The sequence below is a fragment of the Tenacibaculum finnmarkense genome (assembly GCF_900239185.1).
In the GTDB taxonomy this organism is placed as follows: domain Bacteria; phylum Bacteroidota; class Bacteroidia; order Flavobacteriales; family Flavobacteriaceae; genus Polaribacter; species Polaribacter finnmarkensis.
Genome location: NZ_OENA01000038.1, coordinates 280,435 through 306,126 on the forward strand (window position 1 = coordinate 280,435; position 25,692 = coordinate 306,126).

The following is a 25,692-nucleotide window of genomic DNA, read 5'->3' on the forward strand; positions in this document are numbered from 1 at the left end:
TAACTTTATCAAAAAAACTATGTCAAGACTTTTATCGAATTTACCTATTGAAAACTTAACTCCTGAAAATGATTATATAGGAATTATAGAAAAAGGAACACTTTTAAAATCCTTTTTTTTAAATAATAAAGATGAATTTTCAAAAATAAAAATATTTTCTATTTACGGAGAATGGGGAAGCGGTAAAAGTACTTTGATGAAGTATTTAGAAAAAGAATTGAAAGGTTCTTTTAATACTTTTTTCTTCGAATCTTGGGAGTTTGAAAGTGATGCGAATTTAGCAAACTCTTTATTAGAATTTTTAGCTAAAAAATCAAATACTAAAGTTGATAATTTTCTAGAAAATGGAAGTAAATTATTAGAAGGTTTTGCTAAATCTGTAACTTTTAAAGCTCCTTTTGCAAATTTTAGTGCTAAAGAAATGCTTAATCATGTTGATAATCAAACTTTTTTTGAATTAAAAGAACAGTTTTCTAAAGATTTTATTGATTGGGAAAATAAAATTACAGAAAGAGAAGGAGATAAAGCTCCAAAATATAATATTGTTTTTATTGATGATTTAGACAGATGCGAACCCGAAAACGTATTGAATTTATTATCAGCAATGAAACTTTTTTTCACCTACGGAAAGAAGACTATTTTTTTATGTGGTATTGATAAAAAAGCAGTTACAGAAGCTGTACAAACAAAATATGGAGATATTGTAAAAGCAAACGAATATTTAGAAAAAGTGTTTGATATTTCTTTTTCGATGCCAGAAAATATAGATGCAATGAAATTGGTAAACAGTTATTTTGATGAAAGTGAAAAGGTAAACGATAAAAAATTAGGTGATTTAATAAATGATTTTTTTGAGAAATTACATTTTAAAAATCCAAGGAAAATAAAAAAGATATTAAATAAATATTTAATAATTAAGAACTTAAAAGAAAGCGATGTTTCACAAAGTTTAAAATTACCAAACATTATTCACAATGGTTCTGGAACTCTTTTTGAAACCTATTTGACATTATATTTGCTTATTTTAAATGAATTTGAAAATGGTATCTTTGAGAGTTTTTTAAATGTTCCGTTTTTAAGAATAAAAACAGATGAGGCTATTAAAAAATATACTGAAGAGAAGAATAAACAACAATATTTTGGTTTGAAAGAGAATATAATTAACAAAAATTTGAATGATTTTAATTTCCATGAGAATCAGAGAAGAGATTATTGTTATTCAGATTTGATTGTTTTTTTTATACCAATAAATATCAATACTATAAGTGATAGTGTAGTTTCAAACATAGATTATTTTAATGAAGATTTAAATGTTTATGAGAAAAAATATGATTATTTCTTTTTAAAGTTTCTGATAATTAATGAAAATGAAATAATAAAAGATTTAAAAAAATCTAGTTATTCATTACTAAATTACAAAAAAATTATTGCTAACTTAATTTAATAAATTAGCAATAATTTTTTATATTTACTCCCCCTCATACCTAGTAGCCGTTGGGCAAAACAACAATTCTGTTGGATTATCAATATCATATAAATACTGATAACTTCTAGTTTCTTTTTGGCAATAAGGCGCTATTAATTGTAGCATATTTTCAAAACCTGCTAAAGTTAGCACACAAAAAAATGTTTGCTTGTCTTTGGTCAAAATCCCTTCATCAGATTTGAATAAACCAAAAATTAAATTACAATTTCGAGCCTCAATAAAATCAATTTCAGATACATCTAATCGTTGTTTTTTTTCGATAACAGTCTCTTTAATTAATGCACTAAATTTAGTCGCTTCTTCTTTATTGAAATTGTACAAACGCACTACATGTTCATCAAAACCATTGACATTATCTATATAATCTACTTCCATTTTCTCTTACTTTTCTTTATATAATAAATATTAATGTGCTTGTAACCAATTTTCACCAATTCCGATTTCTACATCCAACGGAACTTCCATTTTAAAGGCATTTTCCATTTCTTGCTTAATAATTGGTTTGATGATTTCTAATTCATCTTTATGAGCGTCAAAAACCAATTCATCATGCACTTGCAATAACATTTTCGATTTAAAATTTTCTTTTTCAAATCGCTTATAAATGTTAATCATTGCCAGTTTTATAATATCGGCAGCACTTCCTTGAATTGGCGCATTTACAGCATTTCTTTCCGCCCCTGAACGCACCATTCCATTTCTCGAATTAATATCTTTTAAATATCTACGACGGTTTAAAACCGTTTCTACATAGCCATTATCACGCGCAAAATCGACTTGTTTTGCCATGTAATTTTTTAACTTCGGATAGGTCTCATAATAGGTGTCAATCAATGCTTTTGCTTCTTTTCGAGATAAATCGGTTTGATTGCTCAATCCGAAAGCCGAAACTCCATACACAATACCAAAATTGACGGTTTTAGCGTTGCTACGTTGCTCACGAGTTACTTCTTCTAAAGGAACATTAAATACTTTCGATGCTGTAGAAGCATGAATATCTTCGCCATTTTTAAAGGCTTCAATCATGGTTTCTTCTTGGCTTAATGAAGCAATAATTCGCAATTCAATTTGAGAATAATCGGCAGCTAATAACACATAATTTTCATCTCTTGGGATAAAAGCTTTTCGAACTTCCTGTCCTCTTTTGGTACGAATTGGAATATTTTGCAAGTTCGGATTGTTAGAACTCAACCTTCCTGTAGCAGCAACCGCTTGTGCATACGAGGTGTGAACACGCCCTGTTTTTATGTTTACTTCGTTTGGCAAAGCATCAACATAGGTGCTTTTTAGTTTTTTATACTGACGATATTCTTGAATATCTCTAATAATTTGATGGTCTTTCGCTAAAAGAGAAAGCACCTCTTCGGCGGTAGAATATTGCCCTGTTTTGGTTTTTTTCGGCTTTTCAACCAATTCCATATTTTCAAACAATACAATACCCAATTGTTTTGGTGAAGCAATATTAAATTCTTCACCCGCTTGCTGGTAAATATTTTTTTCTAAACGCTCAATATCATTTGTTAAATCAACAGAAAGTTCTTTTAAAAATGGCACATTTAAGTTAATTCCTTCAATTTCCATCGCTGTTAAAACCGATACTAAAGGCGTTTCAATATCATTAAATAGCTTGGTTACATTTCCGCTTTCTAGCTCTTTGGTAAAATGCTCTTTTAACTGCAAGGTAATATCGGCATCTTCAACGGCATATTCGGTTTGTTTGGCAATTTCAACAGTTCGCATTGACAGTTGATTTTTCCCTTTTTTACCAATCAAATCGGTAATTGGAACAGGCTGATATTTCAAATATGTTTCGGCTAAAATATCCATTCCATGACGCATATCAGGGTTAATTAAATAATGCGCAATCATGGTATCAAATAATTTTCCTTTAACAGAAACCTTATAATTTGATAAAACTTTGAGATCGTATTTTAAATTATGCCCAATTTTTTGAATAGTTGATGCTTCAAAAAACGGCTTAAATTCGGCTAAAATAATAGCTGTTTCTTCTTGGTTTTCAGGAAAAGGAACATAATATCCTTTGCCTATTTCCCAAGAAAATGAAATTCCGATTAATTCAACTTCCAAGGCTTTTAAACCGGTAGTTTCGGTATCAAAACATACCGATTTTTGTTGCATTAATTTTTCTAGTAATATTTTTCTTGATAAAGGAGAATTTACCTGTTGATAAAAATGCGGGGTATTTTCAATAGTTTTAAAACCAGAAACAGCCACTTTTTGATTAACAGTTCCAGTTCCTGGAGCGGCAAATAAATCAAATTGTCCATCGGAATCTGTTGCAGGAATTACATTTGCTTCTTCTTGGCTTTTCAGTGAGTTATCTGCCTGATTTCCTATTTTATTTTCGGTATTTTCTTCGGATGCTTTTTCGCCTGGTTTTACAGGAACAGCAGCAGTAAATACCCTAACAAAAGTATCGGCTAAACGTTTAAATTCTAATTCGTTAAAAATATCGGCAGTTGCTTGAATATTTGGCTGACACATTTCAAAATTATCCTGATCAAAATCAACAGGAACATCTAACATAATAGTGGCAAGTTCTTTAGATAAAATACCTAATTCAGCATTTGCTTCTACTTTTTCTTTCATTTTCCCTTTCAAATCGGCAGTGTTTGCTAGCAGATTTTCCATAGAACCATATTGCGCTAAAAATTTCTTCGCCGTTTTATCACCAACACCAGGCAAACCAGGGATATTATCCACCGCATCGCCCATCATTCCTAAATAATCGATCACTTGTTCAGGACGTTCTACGCCAAATTTTTCTTGAACTTCAGGAATCCCCCAAGTTTCATAACCACCGCCAAAACGAGGGCGATACATAAAAATATTTTCAGAAACCAATTGAGCAAAATCCTTATCAGGGGTTACCATAAAAGTTTTGTATCCTGCTTTTTCGGCTTTTTTTGCAAGCGTTCCTATAATATCATCCGCTTCATATCCTGATTTTACAACCACAGGAATATTCATCGCTTTTAACATTGCTTCAATATATGGAATGGCAATTTTTATAGCCTCAGGAGTTTCCTGTCTGTTGGCTTTATATTCAGGGAAAGCTGCTCTTCTATCTACAGAACCACCACGGTCAAAACAGACGGCTAAATGGTCGGGGCGTTCTCGTTTTATAACATCTAACATCGAGTTTGTAAAACCCAAAATAGCCGAAACATCCATTCCTTTCGAGTTAATTCGTGGATTTTTAATAAAGGCGTAATATCCTCTAAAAATTAATGCAAAAGCATCTAGTAAAAAAAGTCGTTTTTGATTTTCCATTGGTGTTTTTTAAGCCTATTGAAGTGTGGTTGAATATTTTTTTAAAAGCTATTTGAAAAGAAATGAACAACTAAAAAATAGTCATTAATTCAGTTGGCAAAGCTACGAAACTTTAACAAGACGTTAAAAATTGATTTTAATAATCAACCTATCTTTGTCTTACTTTTAAATATAGTTATATGTCTCGATGGTTGCTTTCAATTTTAAGTATCGTATTTGTTGTTGTTATTTTTGAAGCCTATGCTTTTCAGGCGATAAAAACAATTACTAAAAACACATTTATTCGTTATGCTTGGTTATCTATTGGTTTTTTAGCCTATGCTTATTTTTTTTACGTGGTATTTTCTTCGGATAGAAGTTCAGGGCAAACTTTACAATTTCAGGTTGCTTTGGGCATGCTTTTAGTAATATTGCTTCCTAAGTTATGTATGTTATTGGTATTGTTTGGTGAAGATTTTTTTCGATGGATTCAAAAGGGAATTTCTTATATTTCATCCGAAGAAACAAAACCTTTAGCGGGGCGAAGAACTTTTATCGCAAAAATAGCCTTAGCAATGGCATCGATTCCTTTTGCAGGATTATTATATGGAATTTTTAAAGGAAAATACAATTATAAAGTACTAAAATATCAATTGTCGTTTAAAGATTTACCCGAAGCTTTTGACGGTTTTACCATCACACAAATTACCGATATTCATTCAGGAAGTTTTACCAATAAAGAAAAAATAAGCTATGCGGTTGATTTGGTAAATCAGCAAAAATCAGATATGATTCTATTTACAGGCGATTTGGTTAATAATTTCGCCCACGAAATGGATAATTGGATTGACGTATTTAAAAAATTAGAAGCGCCTGTTGGTAAATATTCGGTGCTAGGAAATCATGATTATGGCGATTATTCTACTTGGAAAAATGATGCAGATAAAAAGGCGAATTTTAAGGCGATAAAAGAATTACATCCTAAAATAGGCTTTGAATTGTTATTAAACGAACACCGATATATTGAAAAAGACGGGCAAAAAATAGCCTTAGTCGGTGTTGAAAATTGGGGAAAAGGCTTTAATAAAGCAGGCGATTTAGGCAAAGCATCCGAAGGAATAAAAAAAGAAGATTTTAAAATATTAATGAGCCACGATCCAAGCCATTGGGAAAACAAAGTAAAATTGGATGCTTTTAATTATCAATTAACGTTGAGCGGTCATACGCATGGTTTACAATTTGGTATTGAAATCCCAGGATGGATTAAGTGGAGTCCATCGCAATATGTGTATAAACAATGGGCTGGTTTGTATCAAGAATTTGGGCGTTATATTAATGTAAATAGAGGCTTTGGTTACCATGCTTTTCCAGGAAGAGTAGGAATTTGGCCTGAAATTACGGTTATTGAGTTAAAAAAAGCCTGATTTTGTTGTATATATCGTAATTATTTGGTTAAAAAATACTATTTTTAAGAGAAATATATTTAAAAAACTAGATGTATGGCAAAATTTGGCGAAATTATAAGTAACAACAAACCTGTTTTAATTGATTTTTATACTGATTTAAATCCTTTAGATTCTACGGTAGAAATGCTTAGGCATGTTGCTGCCGCTTTAGGCGATAAGGCAAAAGTAATTAAAATTGATATTAAAGATAACGAAATACTAGCTAAAGCTTTAAGTATTAGAGGGAATCCTACTTTTATAATTTATAAAGAAGGTGTAATGAAGTGGCGAAAAACAGGCGTTCAAGACGCAAATACTTTAATCGGTTTGGTGAAGAAATATTTGTAAAAAAGTATTTTACCTTGTCTTTTCTATTAAAAAAAAAACCGCATTACTTAATGTATTATCATTAGTAATGCGGGAAGTTCTATTGCTTTTAAAATACTTAAAACTAAGGTTTAATAGTATCTAATTCTCGAACAGGTTGTTGCGGTTCATTAGCCATTAAATGTTTAAATAAATTGGCATGATTTAAATAGGCTTCAAAGGCTTTTTTACCGTATTCCATATCATTATCATATTTTGTAATTTGTTGAATTAAATTTTGATACATGTATAAACTTGTTTCTAAATTATCAATAATTAAATCAACATCTTGGTCTTTAAAAGTACTGTAATATTTTAATTTTTGTTGAAAAACATCAATTAAAGTTTCTACGGTTTCATGTGCTTTTTCAATATCGCCCATGCGGTAATATAATTCAGGGTATTCTAAAGAAACACTATAGTGTTCAAATTGTTTAATTGGCAATTTATATAGGGATAAATCTAACACATCTTTTGCATTTACCGAATCACCTTCTTTTAAATATTCTTCGGATAAACGCATTAAATTATTACGGATAGAAATTGCGTTGCGCTTAGATTGCTCATCTAAATAAATTTTACCATTATTGATGGTTTTCCAATTCCATTTTTTAACGTTATCGTGCATTTTTTTAGTGTCGATACGCCCCATAGAAAACATTGATTTTCCTTTGTTTGAGGTTTTAATAGGCACAAATTTATACGACATTCCGTCTAATTGTAAATAATCTTTTAACCAAATATATTCTTCATCGGCATTGGCACCTCCTGTGAAATAAATAGGACGTTTCCACTGAAAATTATTTAAAATATCGAGCATTAAAATTCGATTTTTGGTTAAACCTTGCTCGCTAACAGTAATATCGATATAGTCTAAAATTTTATCGGCATCTTTTTGTGCTACCAATCCTGTTTTTAAAACATTGGCTTTATTTACAGGAATTCGAATATGATTTGTAGGATAAAACTTTTCTCTAACATCATTTTCTTCATCAATATAATAGGTTTGGTCATTATCACTTTCAATCCATCGCATAAAATTATTTATAGACATTATAGAGTCTTTAAATCGTGGATGCGCAATATGATACGCCATATCTAAGGTTCCGTATTTATATTGTTCGTGTGTTAATTGCGATGGAATCGGTTCAGCTTGGTAGGTTTTCTTTTTCATTTGGTCGATATACCAAGCAGTTTGAAAAAGACTCGTATTTACAATTTTAATATCCTGACGAACACCCTCGACCTGTTGCATGTACCAAAGTGGAAAGGTATCATTATCGCCAATGGTAAAAATTATCGCATTTGGGTCACAACTCTCTAAATAGGTTTGTGCATTTAACTGCGAAATATAACGATCGCTTCTATCGTGATCATCCCAATTTTGAACGCCCATTAATACAGGAACAGCCAATAATGAAAGGGTTGAAACTCCAATAGCAACGGTTCTTTTGTTGGCATAATTTTTTAAATAATCATACAAAGCAAATACGCCAAAACCTATCCAAATTGCAAATACATAAAACGAACCAACTACGGCATAATCACGTTCACGAGGTTCAAAAGGTCTTGGGTTGGTGTAAAATATAATAGCAAAACCAGTAAAAGCAAAGAATAGGGCAAGGGTATATAAATTGTTTTTATCTTTTTTAGATTGATAAATTAATCCGATTAATCCTAAAATTAAAGGCAAGAAAAAATAGTTATTACGTCCTTTATTATTTTTAATATCGTCAGGTAAGTTTTGTTGAGAACCCAAGCGGATTTCATCAATAAAATCGATACCGCTTAACCAGTTTCCATTTTCAATATCTAAATGTCCTTGAGTATCGTTTTGTCTTCCTACAAAATTCCACATAAAATAACGCCCGTACATGTATCCAAATTGATAATCAATCATGAATTTCATGTTCTCTAAAAACGTAGGTCTTCTTTTACTTCGAGCCGGGATTCCTGCAATTCGTTTGTAATGTTGTTCTGAAGCAGGATTTACCATTCTTGGAATAAATCCTTTGTGTTTGCTCGAATAATTAGGAACTATATTTTTGTATTTATTGACAATAATATATTTTCCGTTTTTCTTTTCGTATTTCGGCTTGTCGTCTTTAAAAGGTTGCTCAGCATCTTGAGCTCTATCATGTGTAACTGAATAATAGTTATCATAAAAAACATTGGCATCGCCATATTGTTCACGGTTATAATAGGCTAATAATTCACGCGCACTCGATGGATTATTTTCGTTAATAACAGTGTCGGCATTTGCACGAATTGGCAACATCAACCAAGATGAAAAACCAATCATAATAAACAGTACTGACAATATCAAAGTATTTGCCATTACTAGGTTATTTTTGCGGGTAAAACTTAATCCGAAGAAAAACAATCCGATTAAAATAATTCCAGCAATAATAGTTCCTGTGTTGTATGGTAAACCTATTTCATTGATAAAAAATAATTCTGAAACACTAAAGAATTTAAGGGTAAACGGAAACAAAAATTTAAAAACAAAAGCTAAAACTAATATGGAAATTAAAGTAGCAACTGCGGTTGTTTTTAGAGTGATATTTTTATAAGTTTTGAAGAAATATAACATCACAATTGATGGAATAACCAAGAGCGATAAAATATGAACTCCAAACGATAAACCAACCACAAAACTAATAATTACGAGCCATTTGTGTCCTCTTGGAGTATTTATTTCGTCTTCCCATCGTAGCCCTAACCAAAATAATAACGCCATTAAAAATGATGACATGGCATATACTTCACCTTCTACGGCACTAAACCAAAAACTATCAGAAAAAGTATAAGCTAATGCACCAACCAATCCGCTTCCTAAAACAGCGATGGCTTCATTTTTGCTGAATTCGCCATTTTTGATAGCCATTTTTTTAGCCAAATTGGTAATGGTCCAAAACATAAATAAAATAGTAAAAGCACTGGCTAGGCCCGACATGAAATTTACCATTTTAGCCCATTGACTAGGGTCGTTACTAAACATAGCGAAAAAAGCACCTAACATTTGAAACAAAGGCGCTCCTGGTGGATGCCCAACTTCTAGCTTAACAGCGGTAGAAATATATTCGCCACAATCCCACGAACTAACGGTTGGCTCTAGGGTTAAAGTGTAGGTTATTAGCGCTACTGCAAATGAAAACCACCCTAAAAGAGTGTTCCATTTTTTATAATTAAAATTGTTCATAGTTTTTTATATAGTAAAACACGAAAGTATTAATAACTGTTCATTTTTTATTGAAAACAAAAATATAATTTTAAGAGATTTAACCAAGTAATAGCCTACACAAAAAGATGTTAAAATAAAAAAAGCAAAAAAAGTTTGTGTATATAAAACTTTGTGCTATATTTGCACCCGCAATAAGTAATTGGCCCATGGTGTAATTGGTAACACATCTGCTTTTGGTGCAGACATTCCGGGTTCGAGTCCTGGTGGGCCAACTAAGTGTTTTTTAACAACTTTAGTTCGGCTTAAAAAATTACTTAAAATATAAAAATTATTTTTATATTTGCAAACTTATTAATTGGCCCATGGTGTAATTGGTAACACATCTGCTTTTGGTGCAGACATTCCGGGTTCGAGTCCTGGTGGGCCAACAAAAGCTTCATAATCGTTAAGATTATGAAGCTTTTTTGGTTTTATGAATTTAATTCTTCTTTTAAGGCTTCAATTACTTTTTTACTATTTCCGATAAATATTTTATCTTCCAAAATAAAAACAGGGCGCTTTAAAAAAGTGTATTCTTCTAAAATGAAATCACGATATTCAGCTTCGCTAATTTCCTTGTTTTTCAACTCTTTTTCTTTATACAATCGTGCGCGTTTATTAAATAGGCTTTGATAGCTGTCGGTTAATTTTCGCATTTCTTCTAATTGGCTAACAGTAACGTTATTGGTTTTTATTTCTTGCTTTTCAAATCCGTCAATGTTCACTTCTTTTAAAATGCGTTTGCAAGTATCGCAGGTTTGTAAATAATATACTTTCTTCATCGTTTGAGTGGTTTAATAATTATCTTTGATCTCCGCTAAAATAAGTAGAAAAATGAACACACAATTTGAAATTTTAAGAAAATCGAGAGCAGTAGTTTTAAAAAAAATCGAAAACTTATCGATAGAGCAATTACATAAAATTCCTGAAGGATTTACAAATAATATTGCTTGGAATCTTGCGCATTTAGTAGTAACTCAACAGTTATTACAGTATAAATTATCAGGATTAAATTGTTTAGTTTCTGATGAATTAATTGAAAATTATAGAAAGGGAACTTTTCCTACAGAAACATTTTCTGAAGATGATTTAGAAGAGGTAAAAGAATTGTTTATCGGCTTGCCTGATACCTTACAAGAAGACTTTGAGGCGGGTATTTTTACAGAATATACGGCCTATGAAACAAGTCTTGGTTTTACCTTAAATTCAATCGAAACAGCGATTTCTTTTAACAATTTACATGAAGGAATTCACTTAGGTGTTATTATGGCGCTAGTTAAATTGGTATAATAAAATTACTATTATATTTTTTTAAGAATATTATAAAAACATAAAAACCCCGAAATTTTTAAAATTTCGGGGTTTTTTTAGTACTTATTATTTCGATAGTAAAGAAGTTTACTTCATTAATATTATCGAAATAAAACTAATTACTTAGCTTCAGCAAATCTTCTTTCAACTTCGTTCCAGTTGATAACTTTAAAGAAAGCATCAATATAATCAGGACGACGGTTTTGGTAGTTTAAGTAATAAGCATGTTCCCAAACGTCTAATCCTAAAATTGGCGTTCCTTCGCAAGCAACTCCTGGCATTAATGGATTGTCTTGGTTTGGCGTAGAACAAACTTCGATTTCACCACCTTTTTTAACACATAACCAAGCCCATCCTGAACCAAATTGAGTTGCAGCAGCCTTAGAAAAAGCTTCGATAAATGCTTCTTTCGAACCAAATTTAGCTTCAATAGCATCTTTTAATTCTCCTGATAAATAACCTCTATCTTCTGGGCTCATTACTGTCCAAAATAAAGAGTGATTAAAAAATCCACCTCCGTTATTACGAACTGCTCCGTTGCTCATGTCTAAATTAGCAAGAATAGTTTCAATAGATTTTCCTTCTAAATCAGTTCCAGCAACTGCTGCATTTAATTTAGAGGTATATCCGTTATGGTGTTTGCTATGGTGAATTTCCATAGTTCTAGCATCAATATTTGGTTCTAATGCATCGTAAGCATATCCTAATTCTGGTAATTGAAAAGCCATAATTATTTATTTTTAAGTGAGTTAATTTTTTGTTTTAATAAATGTAAATTTAATTCAAAAAAATAAGGCAAACAACTGTTTGCCTTATTCTAAATTTATAGAACTATAAATAATTGTTATTATTTAATATACTGGTTTTTCATCCGAAGAAAATTCTGTCATAAATTCTTCTGCTTTTTCTACCATTTGCTTGCTTCCACAGAAAAAAGGAACACGTTGGTGTAATTCTGATGGCGCAATATCCATAATTCGTGTAAAACCGTCGGTAGCTTTACCACCTGCTTGTTCACAGATAAAAGCGATTGGATTTCCTTCGTATAATAAACGTAATTTTCCGTTAGGCGTAATGGTTGTTGAAGGATAAATATAAATTCCTCCTTTAATCATATTTCGATGAAAATCGGTTACTAATGAACCAACATAACGCGCGGTATAAGGTCGGTTATCTGCTTCATTTAAATCTTTACAATGCACTAAAAAGCGCTTCATTCCTTCTTGAAAATACGTAAAATACCCTTCACTTACAGAGTATATTTTACCAATTTCTGGAAATTTCATGTTTGGGTGCGATAAGTAAAAAGTACCAATTGCAGGGTTTAATGTAAAGCCATTTACGCCATTTCCTGTGGTGAAAACCAACATGGTTGAGGTTCCGTAAGCAACATAACCAGCGGCTACTTGTTCGCTTCCTTTTTGTAAGAAATCTTCTTTGGTTACAGGCGTTCCTACAGGAGAAATTCGTCTGTAAATAGAAAAAATTGTTCCTACCGATATATTTACATCAATATTTGATGAACCGTCTAAAGGGTCCATTAATAAAACATATTTATTTTCGTTTGTTTTATCTTTTCCTTCAACAATCACAAAATCGTCTTCTTCTTCACTTGCAATACCACAAACAATTTCACGGTTAATAAGTGTTTGTTTAAAAAGGTCGTTTGCTAAAATATCTAATTTTTGTTGCGTTTCTCCTTGTACGTTGATATCGCCAGAAGCGCCTGTAATATCGACTAAACCAGCTTTTCTAATTTCGTGATTCACTACTTTTGCAGCTAAGCGAATTGAGTTGATTAAGCGAGATAATTCACCAGAAGAGTATTTAAAATCTTTTTGATATCCAATAATAAACTCACCTAGAGTCATGTGCTTGTTGTTCATGTCAAATTTTTGTGTGGTTTACAAAGATGCCAACTTTTTTGCGCTTTTACAAAGTTTTTACATCTTAAAATTTTTAACAAATAGAAACGATGTGTTTTAATTTTCTATTTGTTTTTTAGCAAGATATATTAAGAATTACCTTTGCTTAAAATACAAGTGATGAGTTTTATAATTAGAGAAGGAGAAAAAAAAGATGCACAATCAATATTAAATTTAATTATTGAATTAGCTATTTTTGAAAAAGAACCAAATGCTGTTGAAATTAATCTTGAAACGTTAATTTTAGATGGTTTTTCTGATAATCCGAAGTTTAAAACCTTTGTAGCTCAAGATATTGATGGAACAATTATAGGAATGACACTTTTTTATGAGCGCTATTCTACTTGGAAAGGAAAATCAATTCATTTAGAAGATTTAATGGTTACTCAAACAAAAAGAGGCATTGGCGCAGGTAAAAAATTATACGGTTCTGTGATGAATTATGCACAAAAAAATGGTTTTAAAAGAGTTGCTTGGGAGGTATTAGATTGGAATACAAATGCCATCGATTTTTATAAAAATACAGGTGCAACAGTTTATAATCAGTGGCGAGTTTGCCAAATGGATGAACAGTATTTAACACAATTTTGTAATGAGAATATTTAAGTTTGGAGGCGCATCAGTAAAAGATGCCGATGCTGTAAAAAACGTAGCAAACGTGTTGCAGCACGAAGGTACAGAGAATGTTTTGATAGTCATTTCGGCAATGGGAAAAATGACCAATGCTTTTGAAGAAATTATCAATGCTTATTTTTATCAAAAAGATAATTTAAAAGAAGCGATTTGTTTTGTTGAAAATTTTCATCAAAAAATAGTAACCGATTTATTTGGTAAAAAGCATCCTATTTTTAATGAAGTAAACCATTTATTAGGCGAATTAAGTGGTTTTATGGTTCAAAATACTTCGGATGATTATGATTACCTATATGATCAGATGGTTGGTTTTGGCGAGTTGTTATCGACGACTATTGTGAGTGCTTATTTATCTGAAATTGGCGTAGAAAACAAGTGGATAGACGTTAGAAACTGCATTAAAACGGATGCCAATTATAGAGATGCAAAAGTTGATTGGAAGCTAACCGAAGCGCAAATAAATACACATATTGTTAAAAAAACCTTAAATATTACCCAAGGTTTTTTAGGAAGTACATCACTTAAAACAGTTAAAAACAAGCAAAATACACCTATAACAACAACCCTAGGAAGAGAAGGTTCTGATTACACTGCAGGTATTTTTGCCCATTGTTTAGACGCTAAAAGTGTAACTATTTGGAAAGATGTTGAAGGGGTTTTAAATGCCGATCCTCGGGTGTTTACACAAACGGAATTGCTACACGAAATTTCTTATACCGAAGCTATTGAAATGGCTTTTTATGGCGCATCTGTAATTCATCCAAAAACGATTCAACCTTTAGAGAAAAAAAATATTCCACTATTTGTACGTTCTTTTGATGATTTATCAAACAAAGGAACTTGTGTAGGAAAAGGCACTAAAATTAACCCTGAAGTACCGTGTTTTATAGTAAAAAAACATCAAATTTTGATTTCAATTTCAGCTAAAGATTTTTCTTTTATGGTAGAAAGCAATATCAGTGCTGTTTTTGAGAAATTACATAAATATAAATTAAAGGTAAATTTAATTCAAAATTCAGCCATTAGTTTTTCGGTTTGTGTAGATGATAAATATGATTTATTCGACGTTTTTTATACCGATTTAAAATCAGATTTTAAGATAAAAACTTACAAAGAAGTTACACTTTATACGATTCGTCATTTTGATGAAAAAGCGCTTCAAAAAATACGTAAAAAAGGAAAGTCAATTATAAGTCAAATTAATACAGAAACAGCACAATTGGTTATACAATAAAAAATTACAGTCTCGCAAAATTCAGTTATATTTGCATTTATGCCAAATTTGAATTAATGGGAATAGTTACATCAAAAGAAATTGCTAAAGTTATCGGGTTAGATAAATTAGGTGTTGTAGGAACTTTTACAGGATGGTTATTGATGAAGGTTTTACGCATTTCTGCAATTAATAAAATATATGATAATAATAAAGATAAAACAGATTTAGAATTTTTAAATGGTGTTTTAGCTGACTGTAAAGTTACCTACGAAATACCTGAAGAAGATTTAAAAAGAATTCCTAAAGAAGGACCTTTTATTACCATTTCTAATCATCCTTTAGGAGCTATGGATGGTGTTTTATTACTTAAAATATTAGTAGAAAAAAGACCTGATTACAAAATTATAGCCAATTTTTTATTACATAAAATTGAACCTTTACAGCCGTATATAATGCCAGTAAATCCTTTTGAAGATAGAAAGGATGCTAAATCGAGTATTGCAGGAATTAAAAATTCATTATTGCATTTACGGGAAGGAAAACCTTTAGGGATTTTTCCTGCGGGAGAAGTTTCTACGCATCGCGATGGTAAATTAATGGTTGATAAACCTTGGGAAGAAGGAGCTGTACGCTTAATTAAAAAAGCAAAAGTACCGGTAATTCCTATTTATTTTCATGCAAAAAACAGCCCGTTATTTTATTTACTGTCTAGGATTAGTGGAACTCTTAGAACGGCAAAATTACCATCGGAAGCAGTTTCTCAAAATAATAAGGTGATAAAAGTACGAATAGGAAAAGCTATTTCTGTAAAAGATCAGGCAGAATTTAAAGATATTCCTTCTTTTTATCAATTTATAAGAAGGAAAACATATATGTTGGCGAATCCTTTTGAAAAAGAAACGTCAAAAATATTATCACCTAAAAATTTAAAAATCCCTAAAAAAGCTAAAAAAATTACGGCACAAAGAGCGCCTGATTTATTTGCTAAAGAAGTGGATGCTTTAAGGGAAAAGGGAAGCCGATTACTAGAAAGTAAAAATTATGAGGTCTTTTTTGCAAATGCGAAAGAAATACCAAATATTTTACATGAAATTGGTCGTTTACGTGAAATTACCTTTAGAGATATTGGCGAGGGAACGAACAAGGCCATCGATTTAGATAAGTTTGATAAATATTATCATCACCTATTTTTATGGGATAGCGTTGCTAAAGAATTGGTAGGGGCTTACCGAATGGGTTTAGGGAAAGATATTTTTAAAAAGTACGGAATTAACGGTTTTTATATCCATACTTTATTTCGAATTGAGCCTGAATTGTATAGCATGATGGAAAGTTCGATGGAATTAGGGCGTGCTTTTGTTGCAAAGAGTTATCAGCAAAAACCAATGCCATTATTTTTACTTTGGAAAGGAATTGTACACGTTACATTGCGTCATCCTGAATATAAATATTTATTGGGTGGTGTGAGTATTAGCAATAAATTTTCGGCGTTTTCGAAATCGTTAATGATTGAGTTTATGAAGTCTCATTATTACGATCCGTATGTGGCGCAATATATTTATCCCAAGCAAGAATTTAAGGTAAAATTAAAAGATGCCGATAAAGATTTTGTGTTTGATGCCACCAAAGCAGATATGCAAAAATTCGATAAAATTATCGATGAAATTGAGCCAGGAGCATTGCGTATGCCCGTGCTTATTAAAAAATATGTGAAGCAAAACGGGCGTTTAGTAGCCTTTAATGTCGATCCGAAATTTAATAATGCTGTGGATGGTTTGCTGTATATAAAAGTAGCTGAAATACCTGACAGCACCTTAAAACCTGTTATAGAAGAGTATCAAGCGCAATTAGAAAAGCAAGCTTCGGAAAATTTAAAGAAGTAGTTTTTAAGCGTTTTAATATCAAATAAAATAGAAAAGCATCGTAAAATTACGATGCTTTTTTTTGTTTTATATGATATATTGTATTGAGTTATTCTCTTTTTGGTAGCCCAACCTTTGCAAGTATTTTATTTGCTTTTTCTAATTTTTCAGGAAATAAAATTTTATCTTGTAATTTCTCTAAATTTTTATCAAAAACAATAATAGGAACTTTTGAATTGTTTAATCTATCTATTTTAGTTGACATAATTTTTTGTTTTATCATTGAAGCTGGAAATATTCCTCAATTTCAATTATTTCTATAATTATTGGTTTTACTTGGTAATCTAAGAGCCTGTTTAAAAATTAAATAAAGACTAAATTATCGTCATGCTGAATTTATTTCAGCATCGCATAAAGTGAAGAACTACGGCAAATCAGGATGCGAAACTGAAATAAATTCAGTTTGACGGATTCGATTTTTTAGCTATAAAACGTTTTTTAGATGAAATTTAAACAGGCTCTAAGAGACATTGTGATTGCAAAGAATCCAAATGCAAATACAGAAAATTTGATTATTTTTTTCATGTTTTTTTTGGGGGTATTAATTTAGATGTTTTTTTAAAAACAACCAAACATACTTCCGCTTTACTACAGAAAGCATTCTTATATTTCGTTTTCTAAACACGAATATAGCCAAAAAAAAGAGACTCGTTAAAACGAAATCCCTTTTTAAATTATAATTATTTAGGTGCGTGTTTTACTTAAAAAACGTTCTAAAAATATCATTTCCATTGGCAAATAAAAGCAAGGTTATTAACAAGATAAAACCTACTAATTGTGCATATTCTAAAAATTTATCACCAGGTTTTTTACCGGTAATCATTTCCCATAAAGTGAACACTACATGACCACCATCTAAGGCAGGAATTGGCAATAAATTCATAACGCCTAACATAATTGATAAAAAAGCGGTGATGTTCCAAAAAACTTCCCAGCTAAATTCGGCAGGAAAAATACTTCCGATTGAAATAAAACCTCCCAAACCTTTGTAAGCACCTGTACTTGGGTTAAAAACCTTTTTTAATTGCTTAATATAATTGGTAACCGTTGACCACGCTTTTACTGTTCCCGCAGGAATCGCTTCGCTAATTGAATATGTTTTTTTAGCTAATTTATAATAGCCTAATTTTTCTAAATCTTTTGAAGATAATTGCCCTAATCCAACTCCTAATTTTCCTTTTTCAGTAATTTTTACAGGAATACTTAAGCTTTCAGAAGCTCTTTGAATAGTTATATTAACCGCTTGTCCTTTGTTTTTTTCTAGTTCAATTTTTGCCTGATCTAAATATTTTGTTGAAACACCATTTATAGCAGTAACAATATCTTTTGCTTGTAAATCGCTATTAATATTTGGTGAATCTTTAGAAATATTTGCAATAACAAGCGGTAAACGAACCGAAATAAAACTTCCAGAATTTTTATCTCTATCAACTAATTTTGAAATAAAATCGGTAGGAATTTCTTTTTCAATAACAACGCCATTTCTTTGAATCGTATAATTATTTCCGTTGATAAATTCTAAAGGAAGTTCACTAAATTTTCGAATTGCTTGCCCATCAATCGTTAATATTTTATCACCAGTTTGTAATCCTAAATCTTTTCCTAGCTGATTTTGTACCCAAACACCATCTTTTAAATTATCGTTTGGTAAAAATTTTTCGCCGTAAGTGTACATCAAACAAATGTAAATTACAATCCCTAAAATAAAGTTTACTGTAACTCCACCTAACATAATAATTAAACGTTGCCATGCCGGTTTTGAGCGAAATTCCCAAGGTTGTGCGGGTTTATTTAGCTGTTCTGTATCCATACTTTCGTCAATCATTCCTGCTATTTTTACGTAGCCTCCTAGCGGAATCCACCCGATTCCATAAACAGTATCGCCTATTTTCTTTTTGAAGATAGAAAACTTATAATCAAAAAATAAGTAAAATTTTTCAACCTTAGTTTTAAATATTTTTGCAGGGATAAAATGCCCTAATTCATGTAAAACAATTAAGAGCGATAAGCTCAAAATAAATTGTACTGCTTTTATTAACGTCTCCATAAAGATGTATTTCTAAAATTAAAAATAGCACAAATGTACGTATTTTCAATACAGCTGTAAAAGTTTGTAGTATTGATGTGGTTTTGTTTTTATATTTTTCTTTAGATAAGATATATAAAAGTTGTTTTTAGCTGTATTTTAGCTGAAATTTAATCAAAAATGGATTTAAAATTCTTTAAAAAATCAAAAAGTACCTTACTTTTTTTACTTGTTTTTTCTTTGATAGGCATTCCTGTTTTTTATCATTTGGTAAAAGTAGATGATAAATTACCTGTTTACAGTCCTGCGGATATCAATCCTCGATTGGTAGATACATCAGTGCGTTCAAAATCAAAAAATCATAAGATTGGCGCTTTTAAACTCATCAATCAAAATGGCGAAATAATTACCAATGCCAATTATAAAGATAAAATTTATATCGCCGATTTCTTTTTTATCCGATGCCAAACAATTTGTCTTTTGATGGCATATAATATGAGTGAATTGCAAGAAAATTTTAAAAATGATGACGACATTATGTTCTTATCGCATTCGGTAACCCCTGTAATGGATAGCGTTCCACAGTTACGAAAATATGCCGATGAAAAAGGTGTTATCGACGCAAAATGGAACGTAACCACTGGCGATAAAAAGCATATTTATAACTTAGCACGTAAGCATTATTTTGCTGTTTTAGATGAAGGCGACGGCGGTGAGCAAGATTTTGTACATACCGAAAACTTTGTTTTAATCGATAAAAAAGGACAAATTCGAGGCATGTATGACGGTACAAAAGAAGAAAATATGCAAAAAATTATCGATGATGTTACCTTGTTAAAAGAGGAATATAAATAGAATATAATAGACCTCACAGGTTTTTAAAACCTGTGAGGTCTGACAGACTAATTTTACTTTAATTTATTTCCTTCATCATCAAAATTCTTGCTAATTTCTTGCTCTGTTTTAATTACCGATACCGCTAACGACAATAACATAATCGCCATAGGTTGCCAGCTAATTGTTTTATTTAAAGAAACAAAAATTAACGAAGCTACTAATGAAATACTCGAATAGATTAAAAATTGTTTGGTAAAAAAGCTATTGGCAAATTGCCAAATTGTATCATTTTTGATGGTTTTATTGGTTCGGTATCCGTAGATTAAATTTATCTTTTTAGGTGGGAAAAAATAAAAGATAATACTGAATAAGAATAAAAATCCGTTTATTGAAAGTACGTAATAATAAGGGTTCATATTTATTTTTTAATTTATTTTAGTTATTTTTTAATTGAAGCTATTATTTCTTTTAAAAATAGATTCATATCGGCATTTTTGGTCAATCCTGTTCGAACGATGACCAAATTTTCAGTGGGCAAAATAAACACATTCTGACCTTTATACCCATTAAAAGAATACATATTTTTAGGAACATCAGCGTATTTTCCGCCTGCATTTAACCAAATTTGCGCACCGTATTGCTTATCGGAAGTTGGGGTAGGCGTAGTGGCATAATCTACCCAATCTTTATCAAAAAGATGTTTGCCGTTCCACTGACCGTTGTGCAAGTATAAAAGCCCGAGTTTTGCCCAATCTCTAGTGGTTGCCCAGCCGTAAGATGAACCTACAAAGCTACCATTTGCATCAGTTTCGATAAGCATTGAATTCATGCCGATTTTATCGATTAAGGCGCTATACCAATAATTTAAATATGCTTGATGTGTACTAAATTTACTGCGGATAAGCCCCGAAATTAAATTGGTTGTACCTGATGAATAATTCCAATTTTCGTTCGGTTTTGATGTTAAAGGCTTTTTTAATGGTGTTTTAGTCATGTCATTTTCTAGGAAAAGCATTTTTGTAGCATCGCAAATGCTGTTGTAATCTTCTTTCCAAGCCAAGCCTGAATTCATCTGTAATAAATTATGAAGCGTAATGTTTTTGCGTTCATCGTTTTGCCATTCTTCAAATAAATTAGCAGCATTTACATTTATTTGACCTTCGCATTGCATAATTCCAACAATCGTACTGACAATGCTTTTAGTCATCGACCAACCTAATTGTTTGGAGTTTTTATCAAAACCATCGGCATATTTTTCGGCAATAATTTGATCTTTATAAATTACTAAAATCGACCGTGTTTTGTTTTTTGCATCAAAAAGAGTGTCAATAACGTTGTTTAATTTTTTATAATTGATATTCTTAAAAATGCTGTCTTTCTGATTGGCATTTCCGTACGGAAAAGGCGTAGTATTATCGGGGTTACTACGTTTTGGAATGGGTGTTTTTTTAGTGATATCATAATCATCATTAATTAAAACAGCGCCTAAACCTTCACGATAAACGGCTTTTCTGGTTAATAAACCAAAAACGGAACCTGTTGCCGATTTTTCCTCGATATTTATTTCATCCGAAGTTAAATTTATTGGCGAAAAATTATTGTCGTTTTTATCGGTAAATTCTAAACTTCTACCCGCCAAAAAAACGGAGGAAGCGGTGTTTTTAGCCGAATATCCTGCTAGTATGTTTAACTTCGGATAATTTAAATAAACAAGAACGCCAAGTGCTAAAACACTAAAAAAAGTGATGAATAACACGATTTTCTTTAAATTTTTCATAAAAAACAGTTTTAACAAATGTAAGAATTTAATTGATTGATGTTTGTAATTGAAATACAACTGCTACCTTTGTTACAAATATTATTTTTTATGTTTATTGTAGATAAAATTAGAGCTGATTTCCCGATTCTTAACCGAGAAGTTCACGGAAAAAAATTAGTATATTTTGATAACGGAGCAACTTCTCAAACGCCACAAATTGTTATTGATGCTATTGTTGATTATTATTCAAATTACAATGCAAATATTCATCGAGGCGTGCATACGTTAAGCCAAGAAGCTACCGATAAATATGAAGAAGCGCGTTTAAAAGTGCAACAACATTTTAACGCTAAACATTCGTATGAAATTATTTTAACCGCAGGAACAACGCATAGTATTAATGTGGTTGCTTCTGGTTTTTCGGCTATTTTAAAAGCAGGAGATGAAGTAATTGTATCGTCTTTAGAGCATCATTCAAATATTGTTCCTTGGCAGATGCTTTGTGAAAAAACGGGGGCTATTTTAAAGGTAATTCCGATGAACCAAGATGGTTCTTTACGTATGGATATATATCATGAATTATTAAATGCAAACACGAAATTGGTGTTTTGTAATCATGTTTCAAATGCCTTAGGAATTATCAATCCGATTAAAGAAATTATTCATGCGGCACATAAATTCGGTGCCTATGTTTTAATTGATGGAGCGCAAGCAGTACCACATATAAAACCAGATGTACAAGGGTTAGATGCTGATTTTTATGTAGCATCGGCACATAAAATGTGTGGACCTACAGGGGTTGGTGTATTGTACGGAAAAGAGGAATTGTTAAAATTATTACCGCCTTATCAAGGAGGTGGCGAAATGATTGAAACGGTAACTTTTGAAAAAACAACCTACGCAGGATTGCCTCATAAATTTGAAGCGGGAACGCCAAATATTTGCGGTGGAATTGCTTTTGGAGCGGCAATAGATTATCTAAATTCAATAGGTTTTGATAATATCGCCAAACAAGAAGACGAATTATTAGCCTACGGAACACAAGAATTAGAAAAAATTGAAGGCTTAAAAATTTACGGAACAAGCGATAAGGTTGCTGTAATTTCTTTTAATTTAGAAGGAATTCATCCGTATGATGTAGGGTCGATTTTAGATAAATTAGGCGTTGCCGTTCGTACCGGGCATCATTGTGCGCAACCGATCATGAATTTTTACGGAATCCCTGGAACGGTAAGAGCATCGTTTGCTTTTTATAATACAAAACAAGAAATTGACGTTTTAGTAGCTTCTGTAAAAAGAGCCAAAATGATGTTGAGTTAATTTCTTTTTTTAAATAATTGAGTTTTATATATTAAAAAACCTCACAGATTTTTAAATTCTGTGAGGTTTTTGTTATTTATAGCTTGTTTAAAAATAAAATAAACTGTCAGTTCGAGTGATTTTTTTCCTTCAAAAAAATTGTATCGAGAACTTTTTTGTGTAAAATTCATCAACATAAAAGAACTCAAATTCTCGATACAATTTTAATTCCTTTTAGTCATTAAAATCACTCGAATTGACAAGAATTATCAAAAAAAGCGAATAACTACGGCAAATCAGGATGCAAAACTGAACTAAATTCAGTTTGACGGACGGAATTTAGATAATACACTTGGTTTTATCTACTTATAAAATGAAGCAGAAATTCCTAGCCCCGATTGAAGCAATTGTTTGAGCTCTTTTTTTGATTTTTCTTCAAAAAAAAGCGAGTGCGGAAAGCGGGAAATAGCTTCAAATAATTTTTAATCTCTTGACATAAAAATTTGTAAAACATACCAAAATAATAGCATTAAAGAAGCAAATAATCCGATGGCGGCAGGGATATAATCATCAGTAGAAAATTTGTGAACAAGGTTTGAGGTTTGGTATAAAATAGACCCCGCAGCTAATACGCACATTCCTACAGAAAACCATAAACCAAGGTTAAAACCAAATAATGTTCCTGCAATTAATAAGGCAATGGCAATGAAAAAACCAATGCTTAAACCTGCTTTTATAAAGGAAAAATCTTTTTTGGTGATAAATACAATTGATGAAATTCCTGCAAATAATCCTAGGGTTACAATTCCTGCTTGCTTGATAATTTCAAAATTATTGGTGTATGAAATTGCCATGTAAATTAACGGAATAAAGATAAATGCTTCGGCAAATACATAGCCAGAATAGGCTAAATATTGTAAGTTTTTGTCGGTTGTTTTTAAGGCGGTGCTTTCGGCATAATTGGTTATTAGCATAAAACCACCGAGCAATAACAGCCATTTGTAGCCTTGCGTCATTGATAATGCAAATTCGACAATGCTGGCGTTTTGCAATAATAAATATTCAAAAAAGATAAATAATAATACGCCTAAACCAACGTGTGCGTATGTTTTTTTGTAAAAAGAAACGCGGTCTGTTGCTGATAATTGCCCTACGCGAATTTTGTTGTTAAATGAGTTTTCCATGAAAATTTTTTAAGATAAAATGTAAATGTAAAGGTATGTTTTTTAAGCGAAATTTAATTTTTGTTTTACTTTTTGAAAAAACCTTTCTTATAGTTTTTGTTTCATAATTATTTATCTAACAAGGGCTGTCTGTGTCTTGAATTTGTTTTACTTTTATCAAAAATAAAATTTTACATTTTGAAAAATATTAAATTTCCTACACCGCATACTATTTTGTTATTAATAGCTGGTTTGGTGGCACTTTTAACTTGGTTTATTCCTGCGGGTAAATTTGATGCTTTGCAGTATCAAAAAAGTAGTAATTCGTTTACATATTCACATTTAAAAGAGCAAAAAACACTTCCTGCAACCCAAGAATCATTAGCGGAATTAGGGATTAAAATTCCTTTAGAAAAATTTACAAATGGCGATATTTCTAAACCGATTAGTGTGCCGGGAACTTACACCGAATTACCTGCGCAACCTCAAGGAGTTTTGGCTTTTTTTAAATCGCCAATAAGAGGAATTACCCAATCGTCAGACATTATTTTGTTTGTGTTAATTTTAGGAGGTGTTATCGGAATTATGAATTTTACGGGTGCTTTTGATGCGGGAATTGCATGGCTGGCAAAAAAATTAAAAGGGAAAGAATATTGGTTAATTTTTGTGGTAACAAGTTTAATAGCGGCGGGTGGAACTACCTTCGGATTGGCAGAAGAAACCATTGCTTTTTACCCTATTTTGATTCCTATATTTTTGGCGGCAAGATACGATGCTATTGTTGCTTTAGCCTGTGTTTATATAGGTTCGTCTATTGGAACTATGTGTTCAACAGTAAACCCGTTTAGTGTGATTATTGCTTCGGATGCGGCAGGAATTAACTGGACAACAGGTTTTACAGGAAGGTTATTAATGCTGGTTTGTGGAATTGTTATTTGTGTTATTTATATTTTACGTTATGCCAATAAAGTTCAAAAAGATCCGACAAAATCAATTATTTACGACCAAAAAGAAATGATTGAAAATATCTTTGGAAGTAGTACTTCTGAGACCCATGTTTTAACAGGAAGATTGCGTATTATATTAACTGTTTTTACGCTTTGTTTTGTAGTAATGATTTACGGAGTTTCTCGTTTAGAATGGTGGTTTGAAGAAATGACTGTGGTCTTTTTAGTAGGGGCAATCCTTATTGGTTTTTTAGCCAAAATGAAGGAAGAAAATTTTGTAACAACCTTTATAAAAGGCGCAAATGATTTGTTGGGTGTTGCGTTTATTATTGGAATCGCACGAGGGGTTTCAATATTGATGGAACAAGGATTAATTAGCGATACTATTTTACAAAATGCTAGTGAATTTACTACAGGAATGCCAAAAGGAATTTTTGCAAACGTGTTATTGTTTATTTATTCGGGCTTATCATTTTTTATTCCAAGTTCGTCAGGAATGGCGGTTTTAACCATGCCGATAATGTCGCCACTAGCCGATACGGTTGGTATTGGACGTGAAATTATTGTCAATACTTATTTATACGGAATGGGTTTATTTTCGTTTATCAATCCAACAGGATTAATTTTAGCTTCTTTGGCAATTGTGAAAGTTGGTTATGATAGATGGCTGAAATTTGCACTTCCTTTGGTTGTTATTTTAACAATTTTCACCATGATTTCTTTAACAATTCAGGTATATTTATAAACGATGAAACATTATTATACATTTAGAGCCTGTTTAAATTTTATTCAATAAAAGTTTTATGGCGGATAATTTGGTTATATTTTCGGAAGATTCCATTAATAATTCATAGTTTCGAC

General features: G+C 31.4%; 21 protein-coding genes and 2 tRNA genes. 12 read left to right on the forward strand and 11 right to left on the reverse strand.

Annotated features, from left to right (window positions below):
• Nucleotides 1-19: 19 nt before the first annotated feature.
• The gene (locus tag AQ1689_RS05100) at nt 20-1,444 is read left to right on the forward strand and encodes a KAP family P-loop NTPase fold protein (RefSeq protein WP_101955379.1); all 1,425 of its coding nucleotides are present in this window, start codon (nt 20-22) and stop codon (nt 1,442-1,444) included.
• A 24-nt stretch (nt 1,445-1,468) separates the two neighbouring features.
• Here AQ1689_RS05100 and AQ1689_RS05105 read toward each other — a convergent pair whose 3' ends face one another.
• Together AQ1689_RS05105 and polA are read right to left on the reverse strand one after the other, a co-directional pair.
• Nucleotides 1,469-1,861 carry a hypothetical protein gene (locus tag AQ1689_RS05105; RefSeq protein ID WP_101914150.1) on the reverse strand — a complete coding sequence of 131 codons (393 nt, stop codon included), beginning with the start codon at nt 1,859-1,861 and terminating at the stop codon, nt 1,469-1,471.
• Between the two features lie 30 nt (nt 1,862-1,891).
• Nucleotides 1,892-4,780, reverse strand: a complete 2,889-nt coding sequence (gene polA, locus AQ1689_RS05110) for a DNA polymerase I (RefSeq protein WP_101955380.1) — start codon at nt 4,778-4,780, stop codon at nt 1,892-1,894.
• Between the two features lie 179 nt (nt 4,781-4,959).
• Between polA and AQ1689_RS05115 the strand changes: the two genes are divergently transcribed.
• Together AQ1689_RS05115 and AQ1689_RS05120 are read left to right on the forward strand one after the other, a co-directional pair.
• Nucleotides 4,960-6,183 (forward strand): metallophosphoesterase, encoded by a 1,224-nt coding sequence (locus tag AQ1689_RS05115; RefSeq protein WP_101955381.1) that lies wholly within the window; start codon nt 4,960-4,962, stop codon nt 6,181-6,183.
• 75 nt (nt 6,184-6,258) lie between these two features.
• Nucleotides 6,259-6,552 carry a thioredoxin family protein gene (locus tag AQ1689_RS05120; protein WP_058886037.1) on the forward strand — a complete coding sequence of 98 codons (294 nt, stop codon included), beginning with the start codon at nt 6,259-6,261 and terminating at the stop codon, nt 6,550-6,552.
• 103 nt (nt 6,553-6,655) lie between these two features.
• Here the strand turns inward: AQ1689_RS05120 and AQ1689_RS05125 are convergent, their stop codons facing one another.
• Nucleotides 6,656-9,772, reverse strand: a complete 3,117-nt coding sequence (locus tag AQ1689_RS05125; protein ID WP_101955382.1) for a glycosyltransferase family 117 protein — start codon at nt 9,770-9,772, stop codon at nt 6,656-6,658.
• A 182-nt stretch (nt 9,773-9,954) separates the two neighbouring features.
• Here AQ1689_RS05125 and AQ1689_RS05130 point away from each other — a divergent pair.
• Together AQ1689_RS05130 and AQ1689_RS05135 are read left to right on the forward strand one after the other, a co-directional pair.
• A tRNA-Gln gene (locus AQ1689_RS05130) sits at nt 9,955-10,026 on the forward strand.
• An 84-nt stretch (nt 10,027-10,110) separates the two neighbouring features.
• Nucleotides 10,111-10,182: transfer RNA gene (locus AQ1689_RS05135), tRNA-Gln, on the forward strand.
• Nucleotides 10,183-10,224: 42 nt separating this feature from the next.
• Here AQ1689_RS05135 and AQ1689_RS05140 read toward each other — a convergent pair.
• Complete coding sequence (locus tag AQ1689_RS05140) at nt 10,225-10,575, reverse strand: arsenate reductase family protein (protein WP_101955383.1); 351 nt, start codon at nt 10,573-10,575, stop codon at nt 10,225-10,227.
• 52 nt (nt 10,576-10,627) lie between these two features.
• Here AQ1689_RS05140 and AQ1689_RS05145 point away from each other — a divergent pair, with 52 nt between their 5' ends.
• A complete protein-coding gene (locus AQ1689_RS05145; RefSeq protein ID WP_101914155.1) occupies nt 10,628-11,083 on the forward strand; it encodes a DinB family protein in 456 nt (151 codons plus the stop codon).
• Between the two features lie 140 nt (nt 11,084-11,223).
• On the opposite strand, the gene AQ1689_RS05150 is transcribed toward AQ1689_RS05145, so the two are convergent.
• Both AQ1689_RS05150 and fbp read right to left on the reverse strand, forming a co-directional pair.
• A complete protein-coding gene (locus tag AQ1689_RS05150) occupies nt 11,224-11,832 on the reverse strand; it encodes a superoxide dismutase (RefSeq protein WP_101914156.1) in 609 nt (202 codons plus the stop codon).
• A gap of 123 nt (nt 11,833-11,955) precedes the next feature.
• A complete protein-coding gene (gene fbp / locus AQ1689_RS05155) occupies nt 11,956-12,990 on the reverse strand; it encodes a class 1 fructose-bisphosphatase (protein ID WP_101955384.1) in 1,035 nt (344 codons plus the stop codon).
• 159 nt (nt 12,991-13,149) lie between these two features.
• Between fbp and AQ1689_RS05160 the strand changes: the two genes are divergently transcribed.
• The 3 genes from AQ1689_RS05160 to AQ1689_RS05170 are packed head-to-tail and all read left to right on the forward strand — an operon-like array spanning nt 13,150 to nt 16,761.
• On the forward strand, nt 13,150-13,635 hold the full coding sequence (locus AQ1689_RS05160) for a GNAT family N-acetyltransferase (RefSeq protein WP_101955385.1): 486 nt from the start codon (nt 13,150-13,152) through the stop codon (nt 13,633-13,635).
• Nucleotides 13,622-14,896 (forward strand): aspartate kinase, encoded by a 1,275-nt coding sequence (locus AQ1689_RS05165; RefSeq protein ID WP_101955386.1) that lies wholly within the window; start codon nt 13,622-13,624, stop codon nt 14,894-14,896. Before AQ1689_RS05160 ends, AQ1689_RS05165 begins: the two co-directional genes overlap by 14 nt.
• A 56-nt stretch (nt 14,897-14,952) precedes the next feature.
• Nucleotides 14,953-16,761 carry a GNAT family N-acyltransferase gene (locus tag AQ1689_RS05170; protein WP_101955387.1) on the forward strand — a complete coding sequence of 603 codons (1,809 nt, stop codon included), beginning with the start codon at nt 14,953-14,955 and terminating at the stop codon, nt 16,759-16,761.
• An 88-nt stretch (nt 16,762-16,849) separates the two neighbouring features.
• Here the strand turns inward: AQ1689_RS05170 and AQ1689_RS05175 are convergent, their stop codons facing one another.
• The gene (locus AQ1689_RS05175) at nt 16,850-17,005 is read right to left on the reverse strand and encodes a hypothetical protein (RefSeq protein ID WP_180947533.1); all 156 of its coding nucleotides are present in this window, start codon (nt 17,003-17,005) and stop codon (nt 16,850-16,852) included.
• A 492-nt stretch (nt 17,006-17,497) separates the two neighbouring features.
• Entirely contained in the window at nt 17,498-18,847 is a 1,350-nt protein-coding gene (gene rseP / locus AQ1689_RS05180; protein ID WP_101914161.1) for an RIP metalloprotease RseP, read from the reverse strand.
• 159 nt (nt 18,848-19,006) lie between these two features.
• Between rseP and AQ1689_RS05185 the strand changes: the two genes are divergently transcribed.
• Entirely contained in the window at nt 19,007-19,681 is a 675-nt protein-coding gene (locus AQ1689_RS05185) for an SCO family protein (RefSeq protein ID WP_101955388.1), read from the forward strand.
• A gap of 53 nt (nt 19,682-19,734) precedes the next feature.
• On the opposite strand, the gene AQ1689_RS05190 is transcribed toward AQ1689_RS05185, so the two are convergent.
• Together AQ1689_RS05190 and AQ1689_RS05195 are read right to left on the reverse strand one after the other, a co-directional pair.
• Entirely contained in the window at nt 19,735-20,079 is a 345-nt protein-coding gene (locus AQ1689_RS05190) for an SdpI family protein (protein ID WP_058886025.1), read from the reverse strand.
• 23 nt (nt 20,080-20,102) lie between these two features.
• Nucleotides 20,103-21,440, reverse strand: coding sequence for a serine hydrolase domain-containing protein (locus AQ1689_RS05195; RefSeq protein ID WP_101955389.1), 1,338 nt, complete (start codon nt 21,438-21,440; stop codon nt 20,103-20,105).
• 90 nt (nt 21,441-21,530) lie between these two features.
• Here AQ1689_RS05195 and AQ1689_RS05200 point away from each other — a divergent pair, with 90 nt between their 5' ends.
• The gene (locus tag AQ1689_RS05200; RefSeq protein WP_101955396.1) at nt 21,531-22,742 is read left to right on the forward strand and encodes an aminotransferase class V-fold PLP-dependent enzyme; all 1,212 of its coding nucleotides are present in this window, start codon (nt 21,531-21,533) and stop codon (nt 22,740-22,742) included.
• Nucleotides 22,743-23,203: 461 nt separating this feature from the next.
• Here AQ1689_RS05200 and AQ1689_RS05205 read toward each other — a convergent pair whose 3' ends face one another.
• Nucleotides 23,204-23,905 carry a Bax inhibitor-1/YccA family protein gene (locus AQ1689_RS05205; RefSeq protein ID WP_101918390.1) on the reverse strand — a complete coding sequence of 234 codons (702 nt, stop codon included), beginning with the start codon at nt 23,903-23,905 and terminating at the stop codon, nt 23,204-23,206.
• Between the two features lie 177 nt (nt 23,906-24,082).
• Here AQ1689_RS05205 and AQ1689_RS05210 point away from each other — a divergent pair, with 177 nt between their 5' ends.
• Complete coding sequence (locus AQ1689_RS05210) at nt 24,083-25,576, forward strand: YfcC family protein (protein ID WP_101955390.1); 1,494 nt, start codon at nt 24,083-24,085, stop codon at nt 25,574-25,576.
• The last annotated feature ends 116 nt before the right edge of the window (nt 25,577-25,692 follow it).